The sequence below is a fragment of the Marinococcus halophilus genome (genome assembly GCF_900166605.1).
GTDB lineage: Bacteria > Bacillota > Bacilli > Bacillales > Marinococcaceae > Marinococcus > Marinococcus halophilus.
The window spans coordinates 202,315-227,150 of sequence record NZ_FVZD01000006.1 but is presented as its reverse complement, the minus strand read 5'-3'; the positions used below and the strand labels follow the sequence as shown (position 1 = coordinate 227,150).

The window sequence follows — 24,836 nt, the reverse complement described above, 5'->3', positions numbered from 1 at the left end:
TTATCGTACTCCCTCATACGGGCGAATGCAATATTTTGCCAAAAGAAGGCTGGAGCCGTCCGCAAGCAGCCTCCAGCCTTTACAGTTTTCCATTTAAAAACTGGGCTTCCCCCATTCCAAAGCTCCAGTCTGCCTCTGTGTTGTCTGTGATCGATATCATCACGTCTTCGGAGTTGATGTGGCACCGGCTCTGCAAATGCCCGGCAACATTTTTATACAGTCGCTTTTTCTGCTCTGCTGTACGTGTTTTGCTGATTACCTGAATTACCACAATATTATTTGTACGGTCAAAGCCGAGCCCGGTATCTTCAATATACATTTCGTACGGCTTATGCTGGTTAATCGTCTGGTAGCGATCATTTTCCGGCACTTCAAAACTCTCTACGACTGCGTCATGCACAGCGTCCGCGAGCAGCTGTAATTCCTCTTCCGTCCGCCCTTCGATAACATCGATTCTAATTAATGGCATAGTATCTCTCCTTTCACGGGATTTATTTAATCTGGACTGCAGAAGCTTTGCCTGCACTTCCAAAAATGTTCATATGCTTTAGCACATTCGCTTTGGCGCCTTTTACCTCGTCCTGGTGCAGGTCAAAATAGTTCTGGTAAGCTCCCGTCGCGACAAAGGCTTCGTTTACCTGCTTTGTTACTTTGTTAAATGTCGACGTTGCTACGTTAATTTTCCTTACTCCGGCTTCGATGCACTGCTGAAACACTTTTTCGCTGATGCCTGAGCCCCCGTGCAGGACAAGCGGCGCCTCAGTGCGGGCATCAATCTCCCGCAGACGATCCACTCTGATATCCGGCTCTCCCTTATACATGCCGTGAGCATTCCCTATAGCTACCGCCAGGGCATCCAGACCGGTTTCTTTTTCCATCCGCTCTGCATCCTTAACACTTGTCAGCTGCATTTCAATATCTTCGGATCCGTCTTCACTCCCGCCTACTCTTCCTATTTCAGCTTCCACAGTGGCTCCGTACTTTTCAGCCATTTGAACAACCCCGGCCGTATTGCTAATGTTTGTTTCCAAATCATGATGAGAGCCGTCATACATCACAGAGCTGAACCCAATCTCCAGGGCCTGCGCAATAACTGGTGTACTCATCCCATGATCAAGATGCACTGCAACCGGCACCTCTGATGCCCTGGCGGCTGCCACCATTAAAGGACCGAGAAGATGAAGCGGGGAGTGATTCAGACGCACTTCAGCGACCTGCAAAATCAACGGGGACTTCAGCTCTTCTGCTGCCTGCACAGCTCCTATCACCATTTCCATGTTGGCTACGCTGAATGAACCAACCCCGTAATTGCCTTCCTCCGCCTGAGACAGTATCGTTTTCATTGGCACTAAGCTCATTGATTCACATCCTCCAATGTAGTTATTTTGATTTTGATATCGCTTTCAAAATTAAACAAAAAATATAGTTAAGCGCTTAACTTATTATAAACATATTCAGCCGGCGTTTCAATCCTCTCCGGCATAAAAAGACTCCGAAGGTCGCTTCGGAGTCTTAGTGTTATTCTCTTGCGGATTTATTAATATCGTCGTCCATGTTGCCGGTGGACCCGATCGTTGGAAGATCGCTGTCGCTGTACTTCGAAGCATCGGTAGCGTTCTGATACTCTTTGGTTTTAGTATCATCGTCGTCAGAGCCAGCAACTTCATCTTTGGCTTCCTTCACCTGACTGCCGGCTTCTTTCAGTTCTTCTCCAGCATCCTTTGCCGTATCGCCTACGCCCTTCAACTCCTCGCCGGCTTCCTTCGCCGTGGATACGACTTCTTCTGACTCGTTCTTCACTTTTTGAACCTGGGCGATCAGATCCTTTCCGTAATTATTGTACACATCCTGAAGCTGGGTACCGATTGTTTTTGCCAGCTCTGTAGCGTTCTGGATACGCTCCATAAAGTCATCTTTATTCACTGCATCGCTGTTTTTGGCATTTTCTTTATACTGGCTGGCTGTTTCTTTTGCTTCTGAAGACTTTTCCTTCACTGTATCACGAGCTGAACGGTTTAAAAATACTGCGCCGATCCCTGCAATGATAACAGAAGCTATAATAATAGGTAATTTACTGTTCTGCTGTTCTGGCATATGTCTCTCTCCTTTATTCTCAGTGTACTTCGAAATAGAGCCTATCTACTCCTTACCTTTATCTTTCCTTGGATAAACATGAATTTCTATGGAAATATACGCTTTTCCACATATGCTAAAGGATGTTTAGCTTTTGGTTACAGGTGAAATATGAATGAATGTGCTGAAATTACAAAGGAGTGACGTTTAAATGGCAATGAACCGAGTAACACTTGGAAATTCGGAAGTCACTGTAAATCCTCTTGGTCTTGGAACTAACGCCGTGGGCGGGCATAATATTTATCCCAATATGCTCGATGAGGAGCAAGGGAAAGCCCTGACAGCCACGGCCATCGATAATGGCGTGGAGCTTCTCGATACCGCATTTATTTACGGTCCGCGCCGTTCAGAGGAACTTGTCGGTGAAGTAGTAAAAGAAAAAGGCGCCCGCGATCAGGTGGTAATTGCCACAAAAGCAGCCCATAAATTTCTCGATAACGGGGACACGGTCATGGATAACTCCCCCGAATTTTTAAAACAGTCCGTCGATGACGCACTTCGACGTCTCCAAACGGATTATATTGATTTATTTTATATTCATTTCCCCGATGAACAGACGCCGAAAGATGAAGCCGTCGGCGCTCTGCAGGAAATGAAAGAGGCTGGAAAAATCCGTTCTATCGGCGTTTCCAATTTCACGCTGGACCAGCTGAAAGAAGCGAACAAGGACGGGCACGTGGATGTTGTACAGTCGGAATATAATCTGTTGAACCGGGAAGTTGAAAACGATATTCTTCCATATACAGCCGAAAACAACATTACTTTCGTCCCTTACTTTCCGCTTGAATCCGGCCTGTTAGCTGGAAAATATGATGAAAATACAACGTTTAATGATATTCGCGCTCAAAAGCCGAATTTTCAGGGAGAAACATTCAAAGAAAATCTTCGTAAAGTAAACGAAGTGAAAAAAATCGCTGAACAAAAAGGTGAAGAAACCGCTCACGTCGTACTTGCCTGGTATTTGCATCAGCCATCAGTGGATGTTTTGATTCCCGGAGCCAAAAGCTCCGATCAAGTGCTGAATAACTTGAAAACCGCCAATGTAAACCTGACTAAAGAAGAAGTCGACCACATCAGTAGCATTTTTTCTTAACAATACTAAAGGAGCTGAAGCCAACGCGGCTTCAGCTCCTTTTATATCAGGAAAGCTTTTCGACAGTGTTTTCTCCAGCAACACCATCCGGGACTAATCCCTCATATTTTTGAAAAGCTTTTACTGAGGACGTGGTAACTGAACCGTACACACCGTCAGTCTTTCCACTATGAAACCCTTCCTGTTTCAGAGCTTCCTGAAGCTCTTCCACCTCTTCACCCCGGTCCCCCGGACGAATCGTTTCGCCGCTCAGAGCGGCATCGGCCTGGGCAGGCACAAATAATAACAAAACAGCGAGCATGAACGCTGGCAAGCTTCTTTTCATAGTAATCCCACGCTTTCTATCTAATGCTTCCCTGTTATTGTAAGCACGGGGTACAGACAGAACAATGGCTATTACAAAGTTGTAACCAACACGTAACCCCCTGTTCATCCGTGTAATCTTTTGGTTCCTTCCTGGCAGACTAAAAAAGCACGCCGTTTCTGCTGAACAGCGTGCCCCTAAGTATAGATTAGAAGCTTCCAGCTCCTATATAGCGAGGAGCCCAGTATGAATTGCTCATGCTGCTGATAGTCACACCTGTTGAGGACCCTGCGTGAATGAACTGATTATTCCCAATGTATATGCCGTTATGCGAGGCACCAGCTTTGTAGGTGGTGAAAAATACCATATCACCTACCTGCGGGCTTGATACTTTTTTACTCGCAGCATATTGCTGGGCTACCGTGCGTGGAAGGTTTGTGCCATTTTGCTTGTACACATATTGCGTAAACCCGCTGCAGTCGAAGCCTCTCGTCGTTGTCCCTCCCCAAACATAAGGAACGCCTATAAACTGCTTCGCTGTGCTTATCAGTCCTGATACGCTTCCCGAAGAGCCTGAGCTGACCTTTTCCGAAGATGTGCCGCTCCCATTTTTCACCGAAGAGTCGCTTAACGCTTTCCATGTATTAGGACCGACAACTCCGTCAGCGCTTAAGCCGGCTGCGCGCTGAAGGGCCTTCACGGCGCCTGCAGTCTGCGGGCCGAACTGGCCGTCCGCCGGTCCTGAAAGAAATCCCTTGCTTTTAAGTGTCTGCTGCACGCTTTTTACATCGTTGCCCGTATGTCCCTGCCGGAGCGTTTTGGATCCAGTTTCAGAAGCAGAGCTATCTGGTTTGGCAGTACTTGAATTATCTGTTTTATCAGATGCTTTGAAGCTGTTTAACGCTTTGAACGTGTTCGGGCCGGCCACACCGTCGACGCCGATTCCAGCCGCACGTTGAAATGCGGTAACTGAAGATTTCGTCACAGGTCCAAAATCCCCGTCCAGCGCCCCGCTATGAAACCCTTTGCTTTTCAGCTTGGCCTGCAGGTCACGGACATCACTGCCTGAAGCACCTATTTTCAATACACTTGAAGACGCGCCTGAAGAGCTTTCAGAGGCTTTAGAGCTCTGAGGGAACGAAGCTTTTTCCCCACCTAGATTCATCTTCGAAAACGTGTTTGATCCGGCTATGCCGTCAGAGGTGATTCCCGCCGAGCGTTGAAAAGCCTGGACAGAACCTGCTGTTGCTGGCCCGTATATCCCGTCAACTGCTCCATTGTGATAGCCGTTTCCCTTTAACCATTCCTGCAGTTCTTTGACTTCCGAGCCCTTCGAACCTTGACGCAGTGTTTGATCTCCTAACGCAGCATCCGCTGTAGCAGGAACTGCAAAAACTACCGTGGCTGCAGCAACGATCGTTGCTGGATATGCATAATTTTTCATATACCTTCGCCTAAAGCTTCGGCACCATAATTTACCATATGTGTGATGCAAAAAGCTTCAGCGAATACACCCCCTAATTTGATCATGTGCTGCGATGTCTGATTCTTCTGTTGTGTACAAGTAGTATATAAGTGCCAGGGGGTATAGACAATATACTCAATACATTTGTATCAAAACTGTAATATTGGCTTTAACAAGAATAAAATGTAAATTAACAGGGCCTTTAGTTTCAATAAAGCTATTTATCAAGACTTTTGACTGTTTTTATTTTTCACCACTGTATTTCTTCTAATAACAATTACCTATCAACTAATACCTATTTTCAATTTCAGATGTTAAATATTCTTCGACTGCTTTCACTACTTCTTCGGTAGAGGCATTGCCTCCAAGGTCTTTTGTAACTATTCCGTCTTTGATTACATGTTCAATAGCGTTCATTAATGTCTGCGCTGCCTTGTTTTCTCCGAGGTGCTCAAGCATCATCTGAGCTGTCCACAACTGGCCGAGGGGATTAGCCAGTCCTTGGCCTTCAATATCCGGCGCGGACCCGTGCACCGGTTCAAACATTGACGGATATTTTCCGTTAATATTAATGTTGGCTGCCGGGGCAATGCCAATGCTTCCCATTAAAGCAGCTCCGATATCTGTTAAAATATCCCCAAATAAATTGCTCCCGACAACAACATCCATTTTCTCCGGCTTAGTAACAAAAGCCGCGGCCAAAGCATCAATGTGTTCTGCCTTTGTCCCAATCTCCGGATAGCGCTCTTTTACTTCGTTGAACACTTCATCCCAAAAGGGCATAGAAAATACGATGCCATTGGATTTTGTCGCAGAGGTGACGTGACCCTTGCGGGCTTCAGCCATTTGAAAAGCATAATCCATAGCTGCTTTTACTGCTTTTTTGGAAAATACATTGTTTTGAATCGCAATTTCATCCTCACCGCTGTACATCCTACCGCCAACTTCGCTGTACTCGCCTTCACTATTCTCCCTGACCACCATTAAATTAAACTGGTTCGGATTTGCGAGCGGAGAAGCAAGTCCTTCAAACTGACGGGAGGGCCTCACGTTAATCTGCTGCTCGAAGCCGCGACGGATGTTAATCAAAAGCCCCCATAAAGAAATATGGTCCGGTACAAGACTGGGATTGCCTACCGCTCCTAAAAACACGGCGTCAAATGCTTCAAGCTGCGACAAGCCATCTTCCGGCATCATTCGACCATGTTCAAGGTAATAGTCACAGCTCCAGGGAAAATCTGTCACACGCAGCTCGAAGTCTCCCTGCACTCTCTCAAGCGTTTTCAATACTCTCCAGGCAGCCGGAACTACCTCTTTGCCTATGCCGTCTCCTGCAATTGATGCAATAGTATATGTATTCATTCTGTCATCTCCTTTTTAATGTATGCACTTTCATTTTTCCATTTCTTTTTGTATTTGTCATCTTTTATTTCTTCATCTGAAATATTTAAAGTATTTCTTCTTCAATGTTACTTTTTCACTTGCTTAGGTATTTGTAAAAGTTTAAATTAAACAAATAATGATCGTAATTATCATTTTAAAAAAACAATTGACAAAAATGAACATATAAAGCAAAATTACATTTACATTATGTTCATTTCAATCATAAGAGGTGTTAAAAATGAACATAGATGAAAGAAGAAACAAAATCGAAATAGCAGTTCAAGCCCAAGGGAAAGTTGATATTGATTCTTTAGTACAAAAATTAAAAGTTTCTCCCATGACGATCCGCAGAGATTTAATGTTTCTTGAGAAAAATGAACGATTAATACGTACACACGGGGGCGCTGTAGCAGCAAAGGGGCTCACCAATGAAATACCTTACCTGAATAAAGAAAACCGGCATGCTGACGCCAAAAAATCTATAGCTTTGGAGGCAGCCAGCCTTGTGCCTGAAAATAGTACGATCATTTTAGATTCAGGAACGACAACGTTGGAATTAGCAAGACAGCTTAATAACAGAAATGATATCACTGTTATCACGAACGATATTTATATAGCAGCAGAATTAACGACCAGCTCGGTTAATGTCATCGTAAGCGGAGGAGAATTGCAGCCACACGTGGGCGCAATGTTTGGTTCCCACACCCAAGAGTTACTACGTTCTGTTCACGTTGACCTTTTTTTCCTAGGGGCCCACGCTGTGGATCCTGTTTACGGAATAACTGCTCCTACACTTGAAAAAGCTTATATTAAAAGATTGATGAATCAGGTGGCTGAAAAAACCTGGTTAATAGCTGACGCCAGTAAATTCAATCAAAAAGTGTTTGCCAGCGCTTGTTCTTTACAGGATCTTCAAGGAATTGTTACCGACAGCTCTTTAAATGCAAAGGCTGAAGCTGAATACCATGAAATCATTATCCGTGCTAATGTTTAGAAAGTAGGTCATGACAATGAAAATTGGAGTAATAGCAGATGATTTAACAGGAGCTAACGCTACTGGAGTAAGAATGACCAAAGAAGGAATTCAGACAGCTACAGTTGTCCAGGGCACTCCTTTCCCTTTCCATGCAGAAAATGATGCTTTAGTTGTTGATACAGATAGCAGATATTCTCCTCGTGCACTAGCACAAAAACGTGTGCATAATTCCATCAATGACTTAACCCAATGGGGTGCTGATTTATTCTGCAAACGTATTGACAGCACAATGAGAGGCAATATAGGAGCTGAACTGGAGGCCCTGCTTGATCAACTTGGGGAGTCTGCACGTATCATAGTGTCTCCCTCCTTTCCCGATTCAGGCCGTATTATTATTGGCGGTTATTTATTAGTGAACGACGTGCCATTAGAACAAACAGACGTAGCACAGGATCCGGTGTATCCTATTGATCAGTCTTGCGTGCCTCCAATCATTTCACAGCAGACCAAGTATTCCGTAGCTTCTCTTTCACTCAGCGATGTTTTACAAGATCAAAAACATATTGCTAGTAGAGTAAGAGATCTTTGTAAAGACGCGCAAATCATTATCTGTGATGCCACTACAAATGAACAAATTGAAAATATTGGCGAAGCCATGGAAGCCATTAAAGAGTATCAGTTTGTGGCAGCGGACCCCGGACCGCTGACTGCAGCTTATGCAAAAGCAGCTTTGCACAGCACGCGGCCCAATAAAAGAATTATGCTCACCATCGGAAGCGCTACTCAATTGACAGGGCAGCAGCTAAATTATGTTCTGGAAAAAACAGAGGCAGAGCCAATTTATGCTGATCCCATGAAGTTGGCCAGCTACTCTACTACGTGGGATGAAGAAATTGAACGAGTTACAAAACGAGGCGTCCATTCAAACGAAACATTGCTAATCGTGACCACCCACCACCCAGGACATGCTTTGATTGATTTAAAATCAAAAGCTTTGAAGGAAAAAACGTCTGAAGATGCCTTAGCTAAACGAATTACTGATGCTTTAGGAAAAATAACCAGGCAGATTATCGAAAATGCAGATAACCCAATCAAAGGCTGTTTTTCAAGCGGCGGAGATGTGACCGCCTCCCTGTGCGCTATTTCAAGAGCAGAAGCCATTGAATTGGAGGAAGAAGTATTGCCACTCGCTGCTTTTGGAAGAATTAAGGGGGGATATTTTGATTCTCTGCCTTTAATTACAAAGGGAGGGCTTGTGGGTGATAAAAAATCAATATTTGAATGTATTCGTTATTTGCGTGCAAAAATATAATTTTAAAAAGGAGAATGATGATAATGAATAAACAACCGATCATAGCTGTTCCTATGGGAGATCCTGCAGGCATAGGTCCAGAAATCACCATTGGCGCTCTTACAAAACAAGAAGTATTTAAGGCCGGTAAATCAATCGTTATCGGTGACGCAAAGGTTCTAAAGAAAGCTGCTGAACAATTAAATATCACGGTTACCATTAACGCTGTGTCAAGTGTTGATGAAGCTACATTTACGTTCGGTACAATAGATGTAATTGATTTAAACAATGTAGACTTTACAACTTTTGAACAAGGAGTAGTACAAAAGCAATGCGGCCAAGCTTCTTTCGAATATATTAAAAAAGCCGTGGAACTTGCAAACACGGGAAAGGCAGATGTGATTGCCACTACACCTATCAACAAAGAATCATTAAAAGCTGCTGAAGTACCATACATTGGTCATACAGAAATGCTGGCTGGGATGACCAACACTGATGACCCTTTAACAATGTTTGAAGTACGTAATATGAGAATCTTCTTCTTAACCCGGCATTTATCCTTAAAAGATGCTATTGGGCAGATGACGAAAGAAAGAGTTAAAGACTATTTAATCCGCTGTGATGCCGCATTACAAAAGTTAGGCGTGGAAAAAAGAACATTTGCAGTCGCAGGATTAAATCCACACAGCGGAGAAAATGGATTGTTTGGTTACGAAGAAGTGGATGAAATTACCCCAGGAATTAAATTAGCTAATGAACAGGGAATTGAAGCAGTAGGACCTGTACCAGCTGATTCTGTTTTCCATCAAGCTCTCCAGGGGAAATACGATGCTGTTTTATCTCTTTATCACGATCAGGGCCATATTGCAGCTAAAATGACCGACTTTGAACGGACGATTTCTATTACTAATGGGCTTCCTTTCCTTCGAACTTCTGTAGATCATGGCACTGCTTTTGATATAGCAGGAAAGGGCATTGCCAGTTCTGTGAGCATGGAAGAGTGCATTAAGTTAGCTGCCAAATATGCTCCACATTTTGTGGAAGAACAGGAAGTTTAAAAAGAGGTATTTAGAAGGGAGAGAGAATTATGGAAGCTGGCGGCCAGATGATTTTCGGTTTAATTTTAGGGGTTTTTGCATTAATACTATTAGTGCTTAAAACGAAAATTCACCCCTTTGTTGCTCTCCTTATAGCTGCTTCCATCACTGGACTAGTCGGGGGCATGCCTGCCCCTGACGTGGTTACAGCGATTACCGAAGGCTTTGGGAGCACTTTAAGTACTATTGGTATCGTTATAGGCCTTGGGGTTATGATGGGCCGTATTTTGGAGGTTTCAGGCGCCGCTGAACGCATGGCTTATACTTTAGTAAAAATGCTTGGAAAGAAAAAAGAAGATTGGGCTATGGCTGTAGCAGGATATATAGTTTCCATTCCTATCTTTGTTGATTCAGCCTTTGTAATTTTAGCTCCTTTAGTGAAAGCGCTATCTAGAAATACTGGTAAATCTGTTATTACTCTGGGCGTAGCTCTCGCTATCGGATTATCTGCTACTCACCATGCTGTGCCTCCTACTCCAGGACCTTTAGGCGTGGCAGGAATTTTCGGCGTTGACATTGGGATAATGATTTTATGGGGACTCATTTTCGGTATACCGATTATCATTGTTGGTGTCTTTTACGCGCGTTGGCTCGGCAAAAAAATCCATCAGCTTCCAACCGAAGATGGATTAGGCTTTTACCGTCCGGAAAAAATTGAATCATTAAATGATTTTTATCAGCTACAGGAAGAGAAAGACCTTCCGTCTCTCTTTCGTTCCACAGCACCTATTTTCATACCTATTTTGCTTATTTTTATAAACACAAGTGTAAGCGCTACCGGAATTGAAGGCGGAATATTTGATTACTTAATTTTTATAGGTAACCCTGTTATTGCAGTAGCAATAGGTCTAATTATTGCTATCTACGGTCTGTTTGGTAAAGCTTCGCAAACCGAAACAATTGACCGCATGGAAGAAGGTATCAAATCTGCAGGCATCATTCTTCTTGTAACAGGTGCCGGCGGCGCCCTTGGGGAAGTGCTTCGCCAGGGCGGCGGAGGCGATTACATTGCCGAGGCTATTGCCGGCACTGGATTGCCCCTGGTATTACTCCCTTTTTTCATTGCTACAGTCGTACGCTTAATTCAAGGAAGCGGTACAGTTTCAATGATTACTGCTGCCTCTATTTCAGCTCCTATTATTGCAGGAGCGGATATCAATTTGGCTTTAGCAGCACAAGCAGCTACTCTTGGAGCATTAATCTTTTCCTATTTTAACGACAGTTTATTCTGGGTAGTAAACCGGATGCTTGGCATCACAAATGTCAAAGAACAGTTACTTGTTTGGTCCATTCCTACTACACTTGTCTGGTTTACTTCTCTGCTCATGCTTTTAGTGGCAAATGCTTTCTTTGGATAAAAATAAACTCATAAGCTCTTTGCGCCTCTCCGAATATCACTTCGGTGCCGCAAAGCTACTTATGAGTTTTGTACGTTTTACTGGCTAAATAGCTCCTGCTTACTTTTCCCCTAAAAGAATCTTTGCCTGTTCAGTCAAATTCTCCGCAGCATCATCGGACAGATGACTTTCCTGTTTAATGAGCTTCTGTTTAAATTTTTCCAGAAAATCCAGCGCTTTATCTTCCCTGCCTTTTTCCTGGTGATGGACAGCCTGTTTCAATGTATTTGATAGCTGCTTGGCCGCCGGGCGTCCCACTTCATCATTCTCTATATACTGCTTCAGCGAGGCCTGCAGACTTTTGTATGAAACAGAACTGCTTTCGGCTAGAGGGACCTGCTCCCAGTCCATGTCCGAGCCAAAATAAAAGCTTGGATAGGCGGGCTGATTATAGGCAGTATTCTGCCAGGCGATGCCGGTACGGTACTGCGCATCCTCCATCAGGCTGTACATTTTCGTATCCGTCAAGCTGGTGTTGGTATAAATACGCACGGCAGAGCTGTCCTCTGTTCGTACAAGCAATTCTTCACGCCAGTCCCCGTAGACGTCAGCCACCAGGCCCGGGTTTCCTTTCGTACCATTATTTGTTCTTGTTCCTTCCGCTTCCAGCACTGTTTCCCCGTTTCCATCCACGATCCTTGGCGCCTCTTCTCCGGATCCTTCAATGATCTGGGTGGTACCGTCGCCTGCCCATTTAATATTCATATTTGTACCAGGGGTATCGTCATCCAACACTTCGCCATCCGCAGCCCGGAGATCCACGGCCCACGTTTCCATTCCTCGAGAGCCAGGCACTATATCTCCAATCATTCCACGGCCGGTATCTTTTCCGGTATATTCCCCGTACAGCACTTCTCCATTTTCCGCTGCACGCAGAGCGTAGCCGTAGGGAGCATTAGCAGCCCCTTCAAATACAGAAAAAATTTCAAGACCATCACGTTCCGGGTCGATATCTGCCACATGCATCGCATCCCCGTGTCCAAACTTCGCTTCTGCTCCCGGATCTGCACTCCCCTCTGGAAGCTCGGCGGAAGAGCTGTATAATAGTGAACCATCATTGTCTACGGTTGCTCCCCCGTAAATGATTTCCTGGCTGCCGTCACCATCAACATCGGCAGTGCTTAGTGAATGATTCCCCTGCCCGGCTAAAGCTCCCAGTTCTTCATCGGTACCGTCCGTGCCGTGCGGGGACACATTAAATGGATTATCCATCGGTGTAAAGCCGCTGTCTGCCTCCCAATGCTTCGTTAAAGAACTGCCATCCCATTCATATGCGGTAATTCCTGTCCGCGTATAATAGCCTCTGGCAAATACGGCGTAAGGCTTGTCCTCTTCTAAATAAGCTGGAGCCGCCAAAAACCGGTCCACACGGTTTCCCGATTCAATACGCTCCATTGCATAATCCCCCCAGCGCAGCCCGTCATCCTCGCGTCCAGGTTCATAATCGACAGTATCCATTTCTTCTCCCGTTTTTCCATTAAATACAGTTAAGTATTCAGGCCCGTCTACAATAAAGCCTTCAAATTCCCGTAAATTATTCCGGTCGCTTCGCTCCGGAGCATATTCATCCATGAAATAGTCTGCCAGTTCTTCAGCTTCTTCACGTTCGAGCGGATAATCGTACCGCTGCTCAATACCGAAGGCTTCTTCAAGTGTTTTCGGCCACTGGCCGCTTTTTACTTCTTCATACTCCGACCACTCCATAAACATGTCCACCACGTGTTCATAATAATCCTCACTGCTCAACCGGTAATCATCTTCATGGGAATAACCGGCCTCTTTGTCCTTTTCCGGCATCGTAATAAATTCCTCCGAGACCTGGTTTCCATCTTCATCGTACTGTAGCACCTTGGTTCCAGGTGCTGTCTTCATCATCAGCTCGGCCTGGCCGTTTTCATCAAAATCGTATGCCAAAAACTGCGTATAGTGAGCCCCCGAGCGGATGTTTTTCCCCAAATCCACACGGTAAAGCAACTTTCCTTCCATGGTGTATACGTCAATGTATGTGTTGCCAGTATAACCGTTCTGTGACACGTCCTTAGAATTGGTAGGATCCCACTGAACCACGTATTCATTTTTTCCGTCATTATTCATGTCAGCTACGGCCATATCATTGGCTGTGTATTCATAATCCTCTCCGGCCGGAGTTGTTCCCCCCTCCGGTTTTTGCAGCGGAAGCTCATAGTATTTTTCATTTTCAGGGACGACCGCTTCGCTTTTTTCATCTGCAGCTTCTGCTTTCACTCTATATTCAGCATCGCTGCTTCCTTGTTCATCAACAAAATTAGTGCTGTTTTTCACTTCCGCGATTTTTTCACCGTCGCGGTATACAATAAAATTTTCGCCCTCCAGGCCGTTTTCAGCTGCAGCTGTAGCTTCTTCCTTAAACAGTCTCCAGCTTAAAAAGACTCCTTCTCCCGTTTCGTGGGCAATCAACCCCCGGTCTGTGCTTTGAATTTCCTGCGTGTCCTTCGCAGAGGCTGTTTCTCCATCTGTAAAGGCTATAGCGCAGACAGCGGCCGCTGCAATTCCTAATACGCGAAACTTCATCTAATCCCCCCGTAAAATTTGTAATCGCTTACATTATTTATCTTATAATTTCTCCGGAGGCGAGTCTTATTATTTAAAGAAATTATTTCTCAATTCAGGAACGATATTCCTCCTATTACTTATAGAGGGTTTTTCAGCCATTTGGGAATAAAAAAGAGCCTTTACTCAGGCTCTTTCGCGTGCAAGATGAATAACGTCTTTCCAGGCGGCAGCGGCTGCTCCTGTTGGTGATGACGCTCCGCCGGAAACGAGAACTGTGCCCATCGTATCCGTGGAAAAAAGCACCGCCTTCTCGGCTCCATCCACGTGGAAGAAAGGATGCTCCGCTGTCAGCAGCTTCGGCTCGACAGACACTGTAGTCCCCTGCTCTGTTTTGCGTGCTTTTCCGACTAATTTCCACTTTGTTTTCCCTTGTTCTGCCTGCTTCCATTCCACAGCGGAGAGCTGGTCCAGACCGCGTATTGTAATACTTTTCCAGTTTATTTCTGGTGTGAGACAGGCTTTTGCCAGAAAATACATTTTCAGCGCCGTATCTTTTCCTCCAATATCCTCAGAAGGATCTGCCTCAGCTTTGCCTTCTTTTTTTGCTGTTTCCCACGCTTTCTGCAGCGTGATATTTTCAGCTGCGACCCTTGTCACAATCAAGTTGCTTGTCCCGTTCAGCAGTCCTTCGATGGTGTGTACTTCCGCCCCGGCTAAGCTATACAGAGCTGTGTCCACGGTAGGAAGAGCAGCAGCTGCCGCTCCGCTGTATTTTATTGTTCTTCCACACGCTTCAGCGAGCTCATGCAGGTCATCCCAGCCGTAGGCAAGCGCTCCTTTACTGACGCAAACCACGTCCAGCCCGTGCTTTAATGCCGACTGTATTAGCGGCAGCCCGGATCCTCCGGTTAGTGTATTTGTTTCTGCTGCATCAATAAATATATCAGCCCGGCTGTCCACCCACAGCTGATCCACATTTCTCGGGGGAAGCGCCCCGTTATCCACCCCGCCGGTTTCCGCTTTCATCTGCAGCAGTTGTTTTAGATCCAATCCGCTGCTATGCACTACTGCCCCGCTGCGGTCGAGCACGGCAGTAATTTCTATACGGATTCCATACGTGCGCTCCCATTCCTTTGCTTTATTCATTAATACATGGGCTGCTGCCTGTCCGACAGCCCCGAACCCGGATAATACAATATTCATGCATTTGCACACCTTCCCTGGTTTTAAATAAGGTAATGACGGAAACATAAAAGTATCGAAGCATAAAGGAGACTATTAATTATGGACATGAAAAGCGCCGGCCTGGCTGCCGTACTCAGTTTTTTCATTACCGGGCTGGGCCAGATTTACAACGGACAGTTTATGAAAGGCATTATCTTTATTGTTATTCAATTCATTAATGGTTTGCTTTTATGGGTGGTCATCGGATTTGTCACGATGCCGGTTATGTGGCTGATTGGCATTATTGATGCCTATAAATCAGCTGAAAACCACAATAAACGGCTGACCAGATGATAAGTTCAGGCGCTCTGCTTTTACTGGCAGGGTGCCTTTATTATACTAGAAAATTTTTCGGTATTGAGCACCTTTTTTGAATAACAGCATAGAGGAGGCGTATAATTTTTTATGATTCAATTACCAGCAGGACGTGTCATATAAAGGAGAGATATTCATGCCAGCATTTAAAGATATGCCGCTTTCGGTATTAAATTTGTCCCCAGTAAATGAAGGAGAAACACCTGGGGATTCGTTCAAAAAAAGCCTGGAATTGACCCAGCATGCTGAGAAACTCGGCTACAACCGCTTATGGGTGGCAGAACACCATAACATGGAAGGCATCGCAAGTTCGGCTACATCTGTATTAATCAGCTATCTGGCCGGAGGTACATCAAGCATCCGTCTCGGTTCCGGCGGCATTATGCTTCCCAACCACGCTCCGCTCGCAATTGCTGAACAGTTTGGCACACTCGAAAGCCTCTATCCCGGACGCATTGATTTAGGACTCGGCCGGGCACCAGGCACTGACCAAACGACAGCGGCAGCTCTTCGCCGTCATGTAAACAGCGGAGAAGACTTCCCAGCCCGTCTTGAAGAGCTGCAGAGATATTTCCAGGACCCAGCCAGCATGGCCGTGCCCCCGCAGGTAAAGGCCGTGCCGGGCGCAGGCCTGGATATTCCTATTTGGCTGCTTGGCTCCAGCGGATTCAGCGCCCAGCTCGCCGGACAGCTCGGCCTTCCGTACGCCTTCGCCGGCCACTTTGCGGCTGAGAATATGAAGGCAGCCCTGCAGCTGTATCTGGATTCATTCCAGCCGTCTGAAGTGCTTGATGAGCCTTACGCCATGACCGGCATCAATGTGATTGCCGGCGAAACAGACGAGGAAGCCGATTACCTCGGCACTACGATGAAACAGCAGTTTCTCAGCTTGATCCGCAACCGCCCGGGCAAAATACAGCCGCCGGTTGAAGATATGGACGCGCTTTGGACGTCGCAGGAAAAAGCGATGATGGCACGCTGGGAGGCCGGCACGATCCAGGGTGGGCCAGAATCAGTACGCCAGCAGCTTGAAGAATTTTCGTCGAACGTTCCGGTTCACGAAATTATGATTAGCGGCAGTGTGTACGACCAGACTAAACGCCTTCGTTCCTATGAACTTATTAAAGAAGTACAAAAGCAATCAACCGCCACTGCAGCTTCCCTCTAATAAAAAGCCGCAACTGTTTCCTTAAAGCAACAGTTGCGGCTTTTTTCTATTTTGGCCGTTCGAGCGTAAATAACTCCCCCAGCTTTGAATAATCATTTCCAGCCAGGCGGGCTACCGGCTTCAGCTTATCAGGCAAAATATAATTATGTTCCCTGTCATATACACCTTCTGAAACATGAATACATACAATTTCTGCAAATATAACATCCTGGGTAATATTTCCGCCGGCATTTTGAAGCGGCACATGCTTGTGCAGGCGGCATTCAAAGCGGATATTGGCCTCTTCAATCCCCGGTACTTTCACCATTCTGCTTGGCACCGTATGTAACACAGTATGCTCGAGTTCATTTTCCTCCGGCGGAAGCGTTGCAGCCGTAATGTTTAAATCCTCTACAATACCTTCATCGCTTATATGAACTACTAATTCTTCCCGGTCTAAAATATTTTTCGCGCTGTCCTTTAGTTTCCCGTCCTTTCTCGTGATCGATATCATTAATACTGGAGGATCGGGACTCACTGCATTAAAAAAGCTGAACGGTGCTGCGTTTAGTGTTTCGTTCTCTGCCATTGTGGTAACAAAAGCTATCGGACGGGGAATGACCGATCCCGTCAGCAGCTTGTACACTTCTTTTACCGGCAAGTCGCCTGGATGCAGTTCATGCATAGTACGCAGTCTCCTTTTTTCGAATATTTTATACTTATTCCCAGCCTTGCTCCCTTTCAAAAGAACAATTGCAAAATATTTCTTTTGGATTTTTATGCGCAGTTGGTATAATGAAATAATGCGCCTAAAGGAGAGTATAAAAATGATAGGAAAAATTGCCTCTACAGCTGTATATGTAGAAGATCAGCAGCGGGCAAAAGAATTTTGGACAGAAAAAATAGGATTTGAGATCCGCAGCGAGGACCCGCTTGGGCCGAATGCCTACCGGCTGGAAGTTGCGCCCCCCGGAGCGGAAACAGCGATCGCTATTTACCCTAAATCCTATGTCCTGAACTGGCAGGAGCTTAAGCCATCAATTGTTTTTGACTGCGACAATGTGCATGCCTCCTACCAGTGGATGAAAGCCCAGAACATTGTTTTTGACGAAGAACCGACAGAAATGAACGGCATTACCTATGCCAGTTTTCGCGATGAAGATGATAACGTGTTTCTGTTAAAAAGCTGAAAGGCGCTGCCATATCCGGCAGCGCTTGTTTTATGCCTGGCCCCATTCGGCTGCAAGCATGCCGTACATATCTACATCCTCATACCGGCTCCATTTCCATACGTCCTGGCGCAAGATGCCTTCGTAACGCATTCCAATTCGCTTTACTACCTGGGCCGAAGCCTGATTTTTACTCATTACGGGGGCAATCAGCCGGTGTGCTTCCAATGAACGGAAACTGAAGTCCCTTACCAGCTCTGCTGCTTCACTCATATAACCGCTGCCCCAGTAGTCCGTGCCAAGCCAGTACCCAAGCTCACCGCGCTGGTGTTCAGGCTGCATGCGCACCGTAATGTTTCCCATTAATTCGCCTTCACCTTTTTTAGTGACAGCAAACGGAAAGCGGGAACCCTCTTCAATCCAGCCTGGATGATGGCCAATCCACCACCTTGCATCTTCTTTTGTATAAGGGTACGGGAGCTCGATGGTGGTTTTCGCAATACGGTAGTCATTTGCAAGCGCCGCTAACTCATCTATATCATTTTCTAAAAATGGCCTCAAAAGCAGCCGGCTGCTCTCTAACTGCACGGTGCTCCCTCCTTCTATGCTTTCCTCATGGTCATCTCGGCCTCGCCGCGGTCAAAACGAAGATTCGCAAACGCCCCGTTAATAAATGTCCACTGCGGAGGCATGTGACCAATATCAGCGTCGTACCACACTGGGAGACGTCCGCCGAATAATTCCCGCAGGCTGTCTTCCATGGTAAAGTCTTCTGTATCGCTATATCCTTCAGGGCGTCCGATAATTAAGCCTGCCGCATTGTCCAGCCAGCCCGCCTGCTGCAGCTGCCACAGAGAGCGATGGATTTCAGCTGCATCCATGCCTGTGGATTCCAGGTACCAAATGAGCTTCTCTGAGCGCCACTGCTGCACCCGGTCCAGAGGAGTACCGACAAGACGTGTCAGCGTATTCAGACATCCTCCGAGCAGGCGCCCGCTCAACTCATCTGTATTCGCTCCCTCTAGGTGTTTCCAGGACGTTCGTGTATCCAGGGCAAAACCCGACCCTGGCTGTTCAAACGCCTTATCCCAGGATGATTGATAATAGGGGCTTGAATGCTGATAAATGGCTTCTTCCAGGGGAGCTTTTAAAGCCTGTTCCCATTTCTTTGTGGTATCATCCCAAATAGGTGCGGCCAGGTCAAACAGGTTTGTGCCATGGGCGGAAGCTGTTCCGGTCATCATCGTATAGGCAAAGGCAAGCGTACTCGTATCAGAATAACCAATGATCCAGGTAGGCGGCAGCTCACGCAGCCACTCCCATTCGAGCAGCGGCAGAATGTCTACGATTCGTTCCCCGCCCCACGGCGGCATCACTACCCGAATCTCCGGGTCTGCAAGGGCCATCATCAGCTCCTCGGCCCTTTGAAAACGATCGGCGCTTGCTGCTTTGTGCTGCATCCATGCTGTTTCCCCCACCCGGACGTGAAACCCTCTCGTTTTAATTCTTTCAACGGCCTGTTGAAGCACCCCATGTAAAGATGCAGGCACTCCGCTCGATGGCGCTGTTACGTAAATTGTATCTCCTTTTTTCAGAGCTTCAGGGTACTTCATGCTCCACCTGCTTTCCTTACTGAATTTTTCAGAACCACTGCGGACCGTCGTCTTATTCAACAGAATATTGGGAAAAATTTTTAGCTGTGATACAATAATCAGATATTGTATCGAAGGGGGTCCACTTAAATGAAAGCTATTTTACTGGGTCTTACAGCTGCCCTCTTCTTTTCCGTAACATTTGTTTTAAACCGCTCAATGGAACTTTCCGGCGGCCACTGGGCCTGGAGTGCGTCGCTTCGTTATTTTTTTATGCTCCCCATGCTCATAGTGATCGTGGCAGCCCAAAACCGGCTGCGTCCTGTTTTCCATCACCTTCGCAGCCGTCCGGCAGAATGGCTTCTTTGGAGTACTGTCGGCTTCGGGCTGTTCTATGCACCGCTTGCCTTTTCCACCGTTTACGGTCCCGGCTGGCTTGTTGCTGCCACTTTCCAGATTACTATCATTGCCGGATCGCTGCTTGTGCCTTTCTTACATAAAACCCCGGGACTTAAGCAGCGTATTCCACTGCAGAGCGTCCTGATCTCTTTAGTGATTTTGGCAGGAGTGTTTATTATGCAGGCTGAACATGCTTCGGCCGTTCCGCTTTTAAACGTGTGGCTCTGCGTGCTGCCACTGCTTCTGGCTGCCTTTGCCTATCCGCTTGGCAACCGGAAAATGATGCACATAGCTGGAAACGGGCTCACTACTTTCCAGCGGGTGCTTGGCATGACGATTGCGAGCATGCCCTTTTGGGTTATTTTAGCATTGTATGGGGCTTCCGTACACGGACTTCCCGGCAGATCCCAGATTTCGCAGTCTTTTATCGTAGCTGTTTCTTCCGGCATTATCGCTACAGTGCTGTTTTTTTACGCCACCGAGCTGGTTAAAAACGATACTGCCAAATTAGCCGGCGTCGAAGCCACACAGTCAGGTGAAGTGCTTTTTGCCCTTATCGGCGAAATGCTTCTGCTTCATACCGCAGCACCTTCAGTGTTGACCTTCTCTGGTATGGCGCTCGTGCTCGCAGGCATGATTCTTCACAGCCTCCGTGCTGCTTTAGCCGCAAGAAAAATAAAAACCGCAGATATTTAAGAAGCTTCGCCTGTTTCCAGGTGAAGCTTCCTTATTTAATACAGCCTGATTTTTTTAAGATCAAAGGAAGGGATTAATTCTTCTTCCATCGCCCGCCCGAGCAGCGTCTCTACAGCGGCGTACCCGTCTTCACCAAGATTGCGCGTGAATTCATTGACATACAGCTCGATATGGGACTGGGCCACCTCCGGTGACATTTCCTGGGCATTTTCCATGACAAAATCACTTGATGCCTCCGGATGCTCCCATGCATATTCCACGGAGCGACGGGCATTATCTGCAAGTGCCTGCGTCTCTAAATGACGGCGGGCAATAATGGCTCCAAGCGGAATCGGAAAGCCCGTGTCTTTTTCCCACCAACTGCCCATGTCTTCTACGAGCGACAGGCCGTAATTATGATACGTAAATCTAGCTTCATGAATGACAAGGCCCGCGTCTATTTCGCCGTCTCTGACCGCCGGCATAATATCCTCGAAGGGCATCACTTTAATTTCTCCGACTCCTTCAGGGATCACTTTGGATGCCCATAAACGAAAAAGCAGATAAGCCGTGGACCGTTCACTCGGCACCGCTATCGTTTTACCAATCAAATGTTCCGGCGTTTTTTCCCCTTTAGTTAACACTAGAGGCCCGCAGCCGTATCCAAGAGCTCCGCCGCTTGGAAGAAGAGCATAATCTTCAAGCACCCACGGAAGAGCCGCGTAAGAAATTTTCATCACTTCCGGCCCTTCTTTGTTCGCTGCCCAGTGGTTGGTAATATCAATATCTGCAAATGTAACCCCCGGAGCGGGAGTATCTTTTAACAATCCATGCGTCCAGGCATGAAAGACGAATGTGTCGTTGGGACACGGAGAAAAAGCTATTTTCATGATGATATAACCTCCTGCAATATAAGTACAGCCGACCGCAGGGACCGCAGGGCTCCCGGGATGTCCCAGGCGTCCCTGTCCCTCGGCCCGACTTCATTTGAGATAGCGCGCAGTTCCATTACCGGAACATTGAAATAGCTGGCGGCTGCAGCCACACCATAGCCCTCCATTGCTTCTGCCGCTGCGTCTTCATACAAAAAAGCCCGTTGGTTGACCGTCGCCTGGGTGCCAGTGACAGTAGACACCGAAAGCACGGGGGCTTCCACAGCCGAAACTCCCTGTTCCACAAGCTTCTGGAGTAACTCGGGCGTATACGTTTTTTCTGTCGTAAAGTGTGTCGGTCCCAGGCCCAGCTTTTCAAGCGGCGCAAAGCCTTCTTCCGTTTCTGCACCCATGTCTGCTGCAATAATTTCGCTGGCCGCCACAATATCACCCAGCCAGGCTTTATCCGGAAATGCACCTGCAATGCCGGCGCTTATAACTAAATCATAGTCGCGTTCCGCAAGCAAAAGCGCTGTCCGGGCACTCATCGGCGCTGCCCCCACGCCGCCTACCTGTATGTTCCAGGAATCCCGGGCTTCTGCTGCTGCCATCAGAGCCTCTTTTTCCGCCTCTACAGAAACCATTATCAGTACAGATGGTTCTTTTCCCATACTTTTCCCTCCAAGCCGTAGTCAAGCCGTTACTGCTCTTCATAAAAAAGACAAGAGCACAGCCGGCCCCTGTCTTTTTATTATGAACCTTCCCCTGTAAAATTTCCAGAAATGAGTGTAACAGCTGTACCCAGCGATCAGCGCAGCTTCTCCCATTCATCTTCGAGCATACTCATCTCCACCAGGGACCAATACGTGTTACCTACGAGACGGAGGTCTCTTTTCAACCCCTCCCGTTGAAAGCCCGCCCGCTCATAGCAGCGCAAAGCGGAAACATTAAAGTCAAAAACTCCCAGCGCCACCCGGTGCAGCTGTAATTCATCAAAAGCGGTGCGGCATACCTCCCTGACCATCCACTGTCCGAGCCCCGTACCGCGCATCTTCTCATCTCCGACGAGCACCTTGCCTATCCGGCCGGAACGATCATGATAATTAATAACTCCAAGTGATATATGGCCGACCGGCTCGCCCGTCGCCTGGTGCAGCGCAGTATAAATGAGCCGTTCAGGCTTATCCCCCTCCTGCTGTTTTCGGTACTCATCGAGCTGTTCTGCAGTCAGTGGGTATGTAAAAGCTTCTCCGCTCCACTGTTTTAAAAAATCAGCCGTTGGCACCCATTCGATTAACTTCTCATAATGTGCCTGTTCAAAGGGAACCAACTCCACCTCAGCCATTGCATTATTCAATTCAAACACCTGCCCCGTGGTAATGTTATCTGTCTATCATATGCGATACAGATAACAGCCCGCAACCATGTCCAGACAAAAACCAGCGCACATAGCGCCGGTTTCATTTAAAAAGCTTCTTCTTTGTTTAAGGAGGCGAATACGTCTATCCCCCTTGCCTCGAGACACTCAATTGCTTTTCTTACAGGCAGTTTTTCGAGCCCGAATTCATGCTGCACCACTTCCTCGATCTCTTCAATCGACTGCAGCTCTCTTTTTTCTGTAGTTCCATCGGGGTGATAAATGCGCACCCGATTATTTTTCAGCGTAATATTTCGCGTCGGCTGCCATATCTGCAGCCTCAACAGTGACATAAACATAGCGCCTTGCTGGTGGGAACGGGCAACCATTTCATCAAGATAGCTTTGGCTTCTTGGCAGCCCGGCGTCGAATACCCACTGGTCTTTTGTCAGCGTTCCTTTGATATACCGTTTAAATTCATACAGGTTGTTTTCCTTATCCATCGGGCTGATCACAATTTTTTCGTCATGATATATATAAATATTCCGGTCGGATCTTTCCAGGCGCACCGGCGAAAAAATCGGTGCTGAAACGGCACAGTCCACGAGAATATGCTCGCTCTGCAGCCGGACAACAGTCGCGATATGCTCTGGCCCCATATTAATGTTATAAGCATCAAAGCCTAAATCCTGAAGTATAGCCGCCACCTTTTGATTAACGGTAAAGCACGTTCCGCCAAACTTGTATTTTTCAAAGTTATCGACGAAGCTCTGTGTGTCCGGGGTATAATTTTCCCAGGCATTTTCCTGATAGTATATTAATTTGCTCACATTTTCAAACGGCAGAGTAAATATATGAGCGTTCATGATTTTTGCCAGATAAGAAAAAGAAGGCTCCTCCACCGTCAAACGCAGGGCATTCAAATACCGCTTCGTGCTGTTTTTAACCATGTTCACCACTCCCATTTATCTGGATTATCTAAATATAATTTCTCTTATCCGCCTATTTAGATGTTTATCATATCATTGTTTTCTGAAAATTTCGAGTAATTCAGCGACTCAAAAAGAAAAACTTTGTTAGGTTTTCTCTTATTTTCTTCTCTTAGCTATATTATCCCTACGCTTTTTTCCGTTGAACCCTGTTTTAAAGAAAGAATATGTAAGGTTAAATTACATTAGCGTAAAAAGAAGCCGTTCGCCGGCTTCTTTACTGGTCAGGCACTCGGATCCCCAAAGCGGTGACAAAGCTGATGGCATAAATTAAGGCCAGCACCCCAAAGGCCCATTCAACAGATACGGTTTGACTGACCGCGGTGCTAAGCACCGGGCCGATACTAGCACCGATAAATAAAATAAATGTATACAGCGAAGTCGCCACGCCTCTCACTTCAGCACCAACCTGATTGATTAGCGCAATAATAGCAGGCACAATTAACCCAGCACCGACCGTAAACAGCACGCTCCACGTAACCAGCAGCCACAAGCTGCCAGACACGACCATCAAGAGAAGCGACAGCGCTCCCACGCCAAGGCCGGCACGGAGAATAAACGGACTGCCCACCCGCCTGCTCCATCTGCCGGTAAAAAAAGCAACACTAATGCCGATCAATCCAGCTGCGCGAACATATAGAATATCGCCCTGACTTAACTCAAACGTTCCCTGCAGGTACTGGCCGAGCGAAGAATACATTCCGACAAAAACCATAAGCACAGAGAGCGTGACTAAAAAGCAGAGCATCAGGCTTTTATTTTTGACTGCTCTCTGCAGCTGGGAGAGGAAAGATGGCTTTCCGCCCGTTTTTCCTTTGGATGGGTCTACCGGAAGCAGTCGCCACATCAGCACGAAGGTGAGCACATAGACGAGGCCAAGCAGCAAAAAGGCCCAGTGCCAGTTGGCAGCCTGAACGGCAGCACTGCTCCACGTCTGGCCGAAAATCCCTGCAATTAAAAAGCCAGCACTGATAAAACCAATAACGGAGCCTCTTTTAGCCGGGGCAAACATATCTCCAATATATGCAAGCGCCACCGGCGAAAAGGAAGCAGCCGCGAGTCCCTGGAAGGCCCGGCCGATGAGCAGAGCAGAAAAGGTCGGCACCATACCGAGGAGAAGCGTTACGACGGCAAGTACGAGCAGGCCCGCCACAATGGTCCGTTTCCTTCCCACTCTTTCTGACAGTGGACCGTACACCAGGCAGCCAGCCGCAAAAAAGATTGAAAAAATACTACCCGCCCAGGCGGCTTCTCCAGCAGAAACTTGAAAGGCATCTGAAAATGTAGGTATCAGCGGAATAGTCATATACAAACTCGACATCACAATCAGCCCAGCCCAGAATAAAAGCCCCGTCGTCAGTCGTTCTTTGCTAAATTCACTTGTTTCATACTGCATGCGTTGTTCCTTCTTTCCAGTAATAGTTTC

Annotated in this window: 25 protein-coding genes; 9 read left to right on the top strand and 16 right to left on the bottom strand. The window is 46.8% G+C overall.

Annotation, left to right across the window (positions count from 1 at the left end; translation table 11 throughout):
• Positions 1-79: 79 nt before the first annotated feature.
• The 3 genes from B5066_RS07265 to B5066_RS07255 form a co-directional block, all read right to left on the bottom strand.
• Positions 80-469, bottom strand: coding sequence for a tautomerase family protein (locus B5066_RS07265; RefSeq protein ID WP_079475281.1), 390 nt, complete (start codon positions 467-469; stop codon positions 80-82).
• Positions 470-491: 22 nt separating this feature from the next.
• On the bottom strand, positions 492-1,358 hold the full coding sequence (locus tag B5066_RS07260) for a class II fructose-bisphosphate aldolase (protein ID WP_079475280.1): 867 nt from the start codon (positions 1,356-1,358) through the stop codon (positions 492-494).
• A 160-nt stretch (positions 1,359-1,518) separates the two neighbouring features.
• Positions 1,519-2,094: a hypothetical protein gene (locus tag B5066_RS07255; protein ID WP_079475279.1), complete on the bottom strand. Its 576-nt coding sequence runs from the start codon at positions 2,092-2,094 to the stop codon at positions 1,519-1,521.
• A 196-nt stretch (positions 2,095-2,290) separates the two neighbouring features.
• On the opposite strand from B5066_RS07255, the gene B5066_RS07250 reads away from it, so the two are divergent.
• Entirely contained in the window at positions 2,291-3,226 is a 936-nt protein-coding gene (locus B5066_RS07250; RefSeq protein WP_143745457.1) for an aldo/keto reductase, read from the top strand.
• Positions 3,227-3,272: 46 nt separating this feature from the next.
• Here B5066_RS07250 and B5066_RS07245 read toward each other — a convergent pair whose 3' ends face one another.
• The 3 genes from B5066_RS07245 to B5066_RS07235 form a co-directional block, all read right to left on the bottom strand.
• Positions 3,273-3,551 carry a peptidoglycan-binding domain-containing protein gene (locus B5066_RS07245; protein ID WP_158219103.1) on the bottom strand — a complete coding sequence of 93 codons (279 nt, stop codon included), beginning with the start codon at positions 3,549-3,551 and terminating at the stop codon, positions 3,273-3,275.
• Positions 3,552-3,738: 187 nt separating this feature from the next.
• Complete coding sequence (locus B5066_RS16985) at positions 3,739-4,974, bottom strand: C40 family peptidase (protein ID WP_079475276.1); 1,236 nt, start codon at positions 4,972-4,974, stop codon at positions 3,739-3,741.
• Positions 4,975-5,283: 309 nt separating this feature from the next.
• Entirely contained in the window at positions 5,284-6,357 is a 1,074-nt protein-coding gene (locus B5066_RS07235) for a tartrate dehydrogenase (RefSeq protein WP_079475275.1), read from the bottom strand.
• Positions 6,358-6,616: 259 nt separating this feature from the next.
• Between B5066_RS07235 and B5066_RS07230 the strand changes: the two genes are divergently transcribed.
• From B5066_RS07230 to B5066_RS07215, 4 genes are read left to right on the top strand one after another with little or no spacing between them, the layout of a single operon-like run.
• Positions 6,617-7,372, top strand: a complete 756-nt coding sequence (locus tag B5066_RS07230; protein WP_079475274.1) for a DeoR/GlpR family DNA-binding transcription regulator — start codon at positions 6,617-6,619, stop codon at positions 7,370-7,372.
• A 16-nt stretch (positions 7,373-7,388) separates the two neighbouring features.
• Positions 7,389-8,666: a four-carbon acid sugar kinase family protein gene (locus B5066_RS07225; protein ID WP_079476975.1), complete on the top strand. Its 1,278-nt coding sequence runs from the start codon at positions 7,389-7,391 to the stop codon at positions 8,664-8,666.
• Between the two features lie 23 nt (positions 8,667-8,689).
• Complete coding sequence (pdxA, locus tag B5066_RS07220) at positions 8,690-9,703, top strand: 4-hydroxythreonine-4-phosphate dehydrogenase PdxA (RefSeq protein ID WP_079475273.1); 1,014 nt, start codon at positions 8,690-8,692, stop codon at positions 9,701-9,703.
• Between the two features lie 29 nt (positions 9,704-9,732).
• On the top strand, positions 9,733-11,100 hold the full coding sequence (locus B5066_RS07215) for a GntP family permease (protein WP_079475272.1): 1,368 nt from the start codon (positions 9,733-9,735) through the stop codon (positions 11,098-11,100).
• Between the two features lie 99 nt (positions 11,101-11,199).
• Here B5066_RS07215 and B5066_RS07210 read toward each other — a convergent pair whose 3' ends face one another.
• Both B5066_RS07210 and B5066_RS07205 read right to left on the bottom strand, forming a co-directional pair.
• Complete coding sequence (locus tag B5066_RS07210) at positions 11,200-13,689, bottom strand: rhamnogalacturonan lyase (RefSeq protein ID WP_079475271.1); 2,490 nt, start codon at positions 13,687-13,689, stop codon at positions 11,200-11,202.
• Positions 13,690-13,854: 165 nt separating this feature from the next.
• Complete coding sequence (locus B5066_RS07205) at positions 13,855-14,874, bottom strand: hypothetical protein (RefSeq protein WP_179124054.1); 1,020 nt, start codon at positions 14,872-14,874, stop codon at positions 13,855-13,857.
• An 81-nt stretch (positions 14,875-14,955) separates the two neighbouring features.
• Between B5066_RS07205 and B5066_RS07200 the strand changes: the two genes are divergently transcribed.
• Together B5066_RS07200 and B5066_RS07195 are read left to right on the top strand one after the other, a co-directional pair.
• Complete coding sequence (locus B5066_RS07200; protein ID WP_079475269.1) at positions 14,956-15,189, top strand: hypothetical protein; 234 nt, start codon at positions 14,956-14,958, stop codon at positions 15,187-15,189.
• Between the two features lie 157 nt (positions 15,190-15,346).
• The gene (locus B5066_RS07195) at positions 15,347-16,378 is read left to right on the top strand and encodes an LLM class flavin-dependent oxidoreductase (RefSeq protein WP_079475268.1); all 1,032 of its coding nucleotides are present in this window, start codon (positions 15,347-15,349) and stop codon (positions 16,376-16,378) included.
• A gap of 46 nt (positions 16,379-16,424) precedes the next feature.
• On the opposite strand, the gene B5066_RS07190 is transcribed toward B5066_RS07195, so the two are convergent.
• A complete protein-coding gene (locus tag B5066_RS07190) occupies positions 16,425-17,042 on the bottom strand; it encodes a flavin reductase family protein (protein WP_079475267.1) in 618 nt (205 codons plus the stop codon).
• Between the two features lie 142 nt (positions 17,043-17,184).
• Here B5066_RS07190 and B5066_RS07185 point away from each other — a divergent pair, with 142 nt between their 5' ends.
• Entirely contained in the window at positions 17,185-17,547 is a 363-nt protein-coding gene (locus B5066_RS07185) for a VOC family protein (RefSeq protein WP_079475266.1), read from the top strand.
• A gap of 30 nt (positions 17,548-17,577) precedes the next feature.
• On the opposite strand, the gene B5066_RS07180 is transcribed toward B5066_RS07185, so the two are convergent.
• Positions 17,578-18,114 (bottom strand): GNAT family N-acetyltransferase, encoded by a 537-nt coding sequence (locus B5066_RS07180; RefSeq protein ID WP_079475265.1) that lies wholly within the window; start codon positions 18,112-18,114, stop codon positions 17,578-17,580.
• 14 nt (positions 18,115-18,128) lie between these two features.
• Positions 18,129-19,139: a S66 family peptidase gene (locus B5066_RS07175; RefSeq protein ID WP_079475264.1), complete on the bottom strand. Its 1,011-nt coding sequence runs from the start codon at positions 19,137-19,139 to the stop codon at positions 18,129-18,131.
• 129 nt (positions 19,140-19,268) lie between these two features.
• Between B5066_RS07175 and B5066_RS07170 the strand changes: the two genes are divergently transcribed.
• Positions 19,269-20,213 (top strand): DMT family transporter, encoded by a 945-nt coding sequence (locus tag B5066_RS07170; protein WP_079475263.1) that lies wholly within the window; start codon positions 19,269-19,271, stop codon positions 20,211-20,213.
• A 35-nt stretch (positions 20,214-20,248) separates the two neighbouring features.
• On the opposite strand, the gene B5066_RS07165 is transcribed toward B5066_RS07170, so the two are convergent.
• The 5 genes from B5066_RS07165 to B5066_RS07145 form a co-directional block, all read right to left on the bottom strand.
• On the bottom strand, positions 20,249-21,082 hold the full coding sequence (locus B5066_RS07165; protein ID WP_079475262.1) for a 1,4-dihydroxy-6-naphtoate synthase: 834 nt from the start codon (positions 21,080-21,082) through the stop codon (positions 20,249-20,251).
• Positions 21,079-21,735 (bottom strand): futalosine hydrolase, encoded by a 657-nt coding sequence (locus tag B5066_RS07160; RefSeq protein ID WP_079475261.1) that lies wholly within the window; start codon positions 21,733-21,735, stop codon positions 21,079-21,081. The genes B5066_RS07165 and B5066_RS07160 overlap by 4 nt, the downstream gene beginning before the upstream one ends.
• A gap of 137 nt (positions 21,736-21,872) precedes the next feature.
• On the bottom strand, positions 21,873-22,409 hold the full coding sequence (locus tag B5066_RS07155; protein WP_079476974.1) for a GNAT family N-acetyltransferase: 537 nt from the start codon (positions 22,407-22,409) through the stop codon (positions 21,873-21,875).
• 119 nt (positions 22,410-22,528) lie between these two features.
• Positions 22,529-23,371, bottom strand: coding sequence for an arylamine N-acetyltransferase (locus B5066_RS07150; protein WP_179124053.1), 843 nt, complete (start codon positions 23,369-23,371; stop codon positions 22,529-22,531).
• Between the two features lie 256 nt (positions 23,372-23,627).
• A complete protein-coding gene (locus B5066_RS07145; protein WP_179124052.1) occupies positions 23,628-24,806 on the bottom strand; it encodes an MFS transporter in 1,179 nt (392 codons plus the stop codon).
• Positions 24,807-24,836: the final 30 nt, after the last annotated feature.

What these genes read in the sequence shown, in the direction of transcription:
- B5066_RS07265 (WP_079475281.1), bottom strand. Translation starts at nt 469, where the DNA reads ATGCCATTAATTAGAATCGATGTTATCGAAGGGCGGACGGAAGAGGAA.
- B5066_RS07260 (WP_079475280.1), bottom strand. Translation starts at nt 1,358, where the DNA reads ATGAGCTTAGTGCCAATGAAAACGATACTGTCTCAGGCGGAGGAAGGC.
- B5066_RS07255 (WP_079475279.1), bottom strand. Translation starts at nt 2,094, where the DNA reads ATGCCAGAACAGCAGAACAGTAAATTACCTATTATTATAGCTTCTGTT.
- B5066_RS07250 (WP_143745457.1), top strand. Translation starts at nt 2,291, where the DNA reads ATGAACCGAGTAACACTTGGAAATTCGGAAGTCACTGTAAATCCTCTT.
- B5066_RS07245 (WP_158219103.1), bottom strand. Translation starts at nt 3,551, where the DNA reads ATGAAAAGAAGCTTGCCAGCGTTCATGCTCGCTGTTTTGTTATTATTT.
- B5066_RS16985 (WP_079475276.1), bottom strand. Translation starts at nt 4,974, where the DNA reads ATGAAAAATTATGCATATCCAGCAACGATCGTTGCTGCAGCCACGGTA.
- B5066_RS07235 (WP_079475275.1), bottom strand. Translation starts at nt 6,357, where the DNA reads ATGAATACATATACTATTGCATCAATTGCAGGAGACGGCATAGGCAAA.
- B5066_RS07230 (WP_079475274.1), top strand. Translation starts at nt 6,617, where the DNA reads ATGAACATAGATGAAAGAAGAAACAAAATCGAAATAGCAGTTCAAGCC.
- B5066_RS07225 (WP_079476975.1), top strand. Translation starts at nt 7,389, where the DNA reads ATGAAAATTGGAGTAATAGCAGATGATTTAACAGGAGCTAACGCTACT.
- pdxA (WP_079475273.1), top strand. Translation starts at nt 8,690, where the DNA reads ATGAATAAACAACCGATCATAGCTGTTCCTATGGGAGATCCTGCAGGC.
- B5066_RS07215 (WP_079475272.1), top strand. Translation starts at nt 9,733, where the DNA reads ATGGAAGCTGGCGGCCAGATGATTTTCGGTTTAATTTTAGGGGTTTTT.
- B5066_RS07210 (WP_079475271.1), bottom strand. Translation starts at nt 13,689, where the DNA reads ATGAAGTTTCGCGTATTAGGAATTGCAGCGGCCGCTGTCTGCGCTATA.
- B5066_RS07205 (WP_179124054.1), bottom strand. Translation starts at nt 14,874, where the DNA reads ATGAATATTGTATTATCCGGGTTCGGGGCTGTCGGACAGGCAGCAGCC.
- B5066_RS07200 (WP_079475269.1), top strand. Translation starts at nt 14,956, where the DNA reads ATGGACATGAAAAGCGCCGGCCTGGCTGCCGTACTCAGTTTTTTCATT.
- B5066_RS07195 (WP_079475268.1), top strand. Translation starts at nt 15,347, where the DNA reads ATGCCAGCATTTAAAGATATGCCGCTTTCGGTATTAAATTTGTCCCCA.
- B5066_RS07190 (WP_079475267.1), bottom strand. Translation starts at nt 17,042, where the DNA reads ATGCATGAACTGCATCCAGGCGACTTGCCGGTAAAAGAAGTGTACAAG.
- B5066_RS07185 (WP_079475266.1), top strand. Translation starts at nt 17,185, where the DNA reads ATGATAGGAAAAATTGCCTCTACAGCTGTATATGTAGAAGATCAGCAG.
- B5066_RS07175 (WP_079475264.1), bottom strand. Translation starts at nt 19,139, where the DNA reads ATGAAGTACCCTGAAGCTCTGAAAAAAGGAGATACAATTTACGTAACA.
- B5066_RS07170 (WP_079475263.1), top strand. Translation starts at nt 19,269, where the DNA reads ATGAAAGCTATTTTACTGGGTCTTACAGCTGCCCTCTTCTTTTCCGTA.
- B5066_RS07165 (WP_079475262.1), bottom strand. Translation starts at nt 21,082, where the DNA reads ATGAAAATAGCTTTTTCTCCGTGTCCCAACGACACATTCGTCTTTCAT.
- B5066_RS07160 (WP_079475261.1), bottom strand. Translation starts at nt 21,735, where the DNA reads ATGGGAAAAGAACCATCTGTACTGATAATGGTTTCTGTAGAGGCGGAA.
- B5066_RS07155 (WP_079476974.1), bottom strand. Translation starts at nt 22,409, where the DNA reads ATGGCTGAGGTGGAGTTGGTTCCCTTTGAACAGGCACATTATGAGAAG.
- B5066_RS07150 (WP_179124053.1), bottom strand. Translation starts at nt 23,371, where the DNA reads ATGGTTAAAAACAGCACGAAGCGGTATTTGAATGCCCTGCGTTTGACG.
- B5066_RS07145 (WP_179124052.1), bottom strand. Translation starts at nt 24,806, where the DNA reads ATGCAGTATGAAACAAGTGAATTTAGCAAAGAACGACTGACGACGGGG.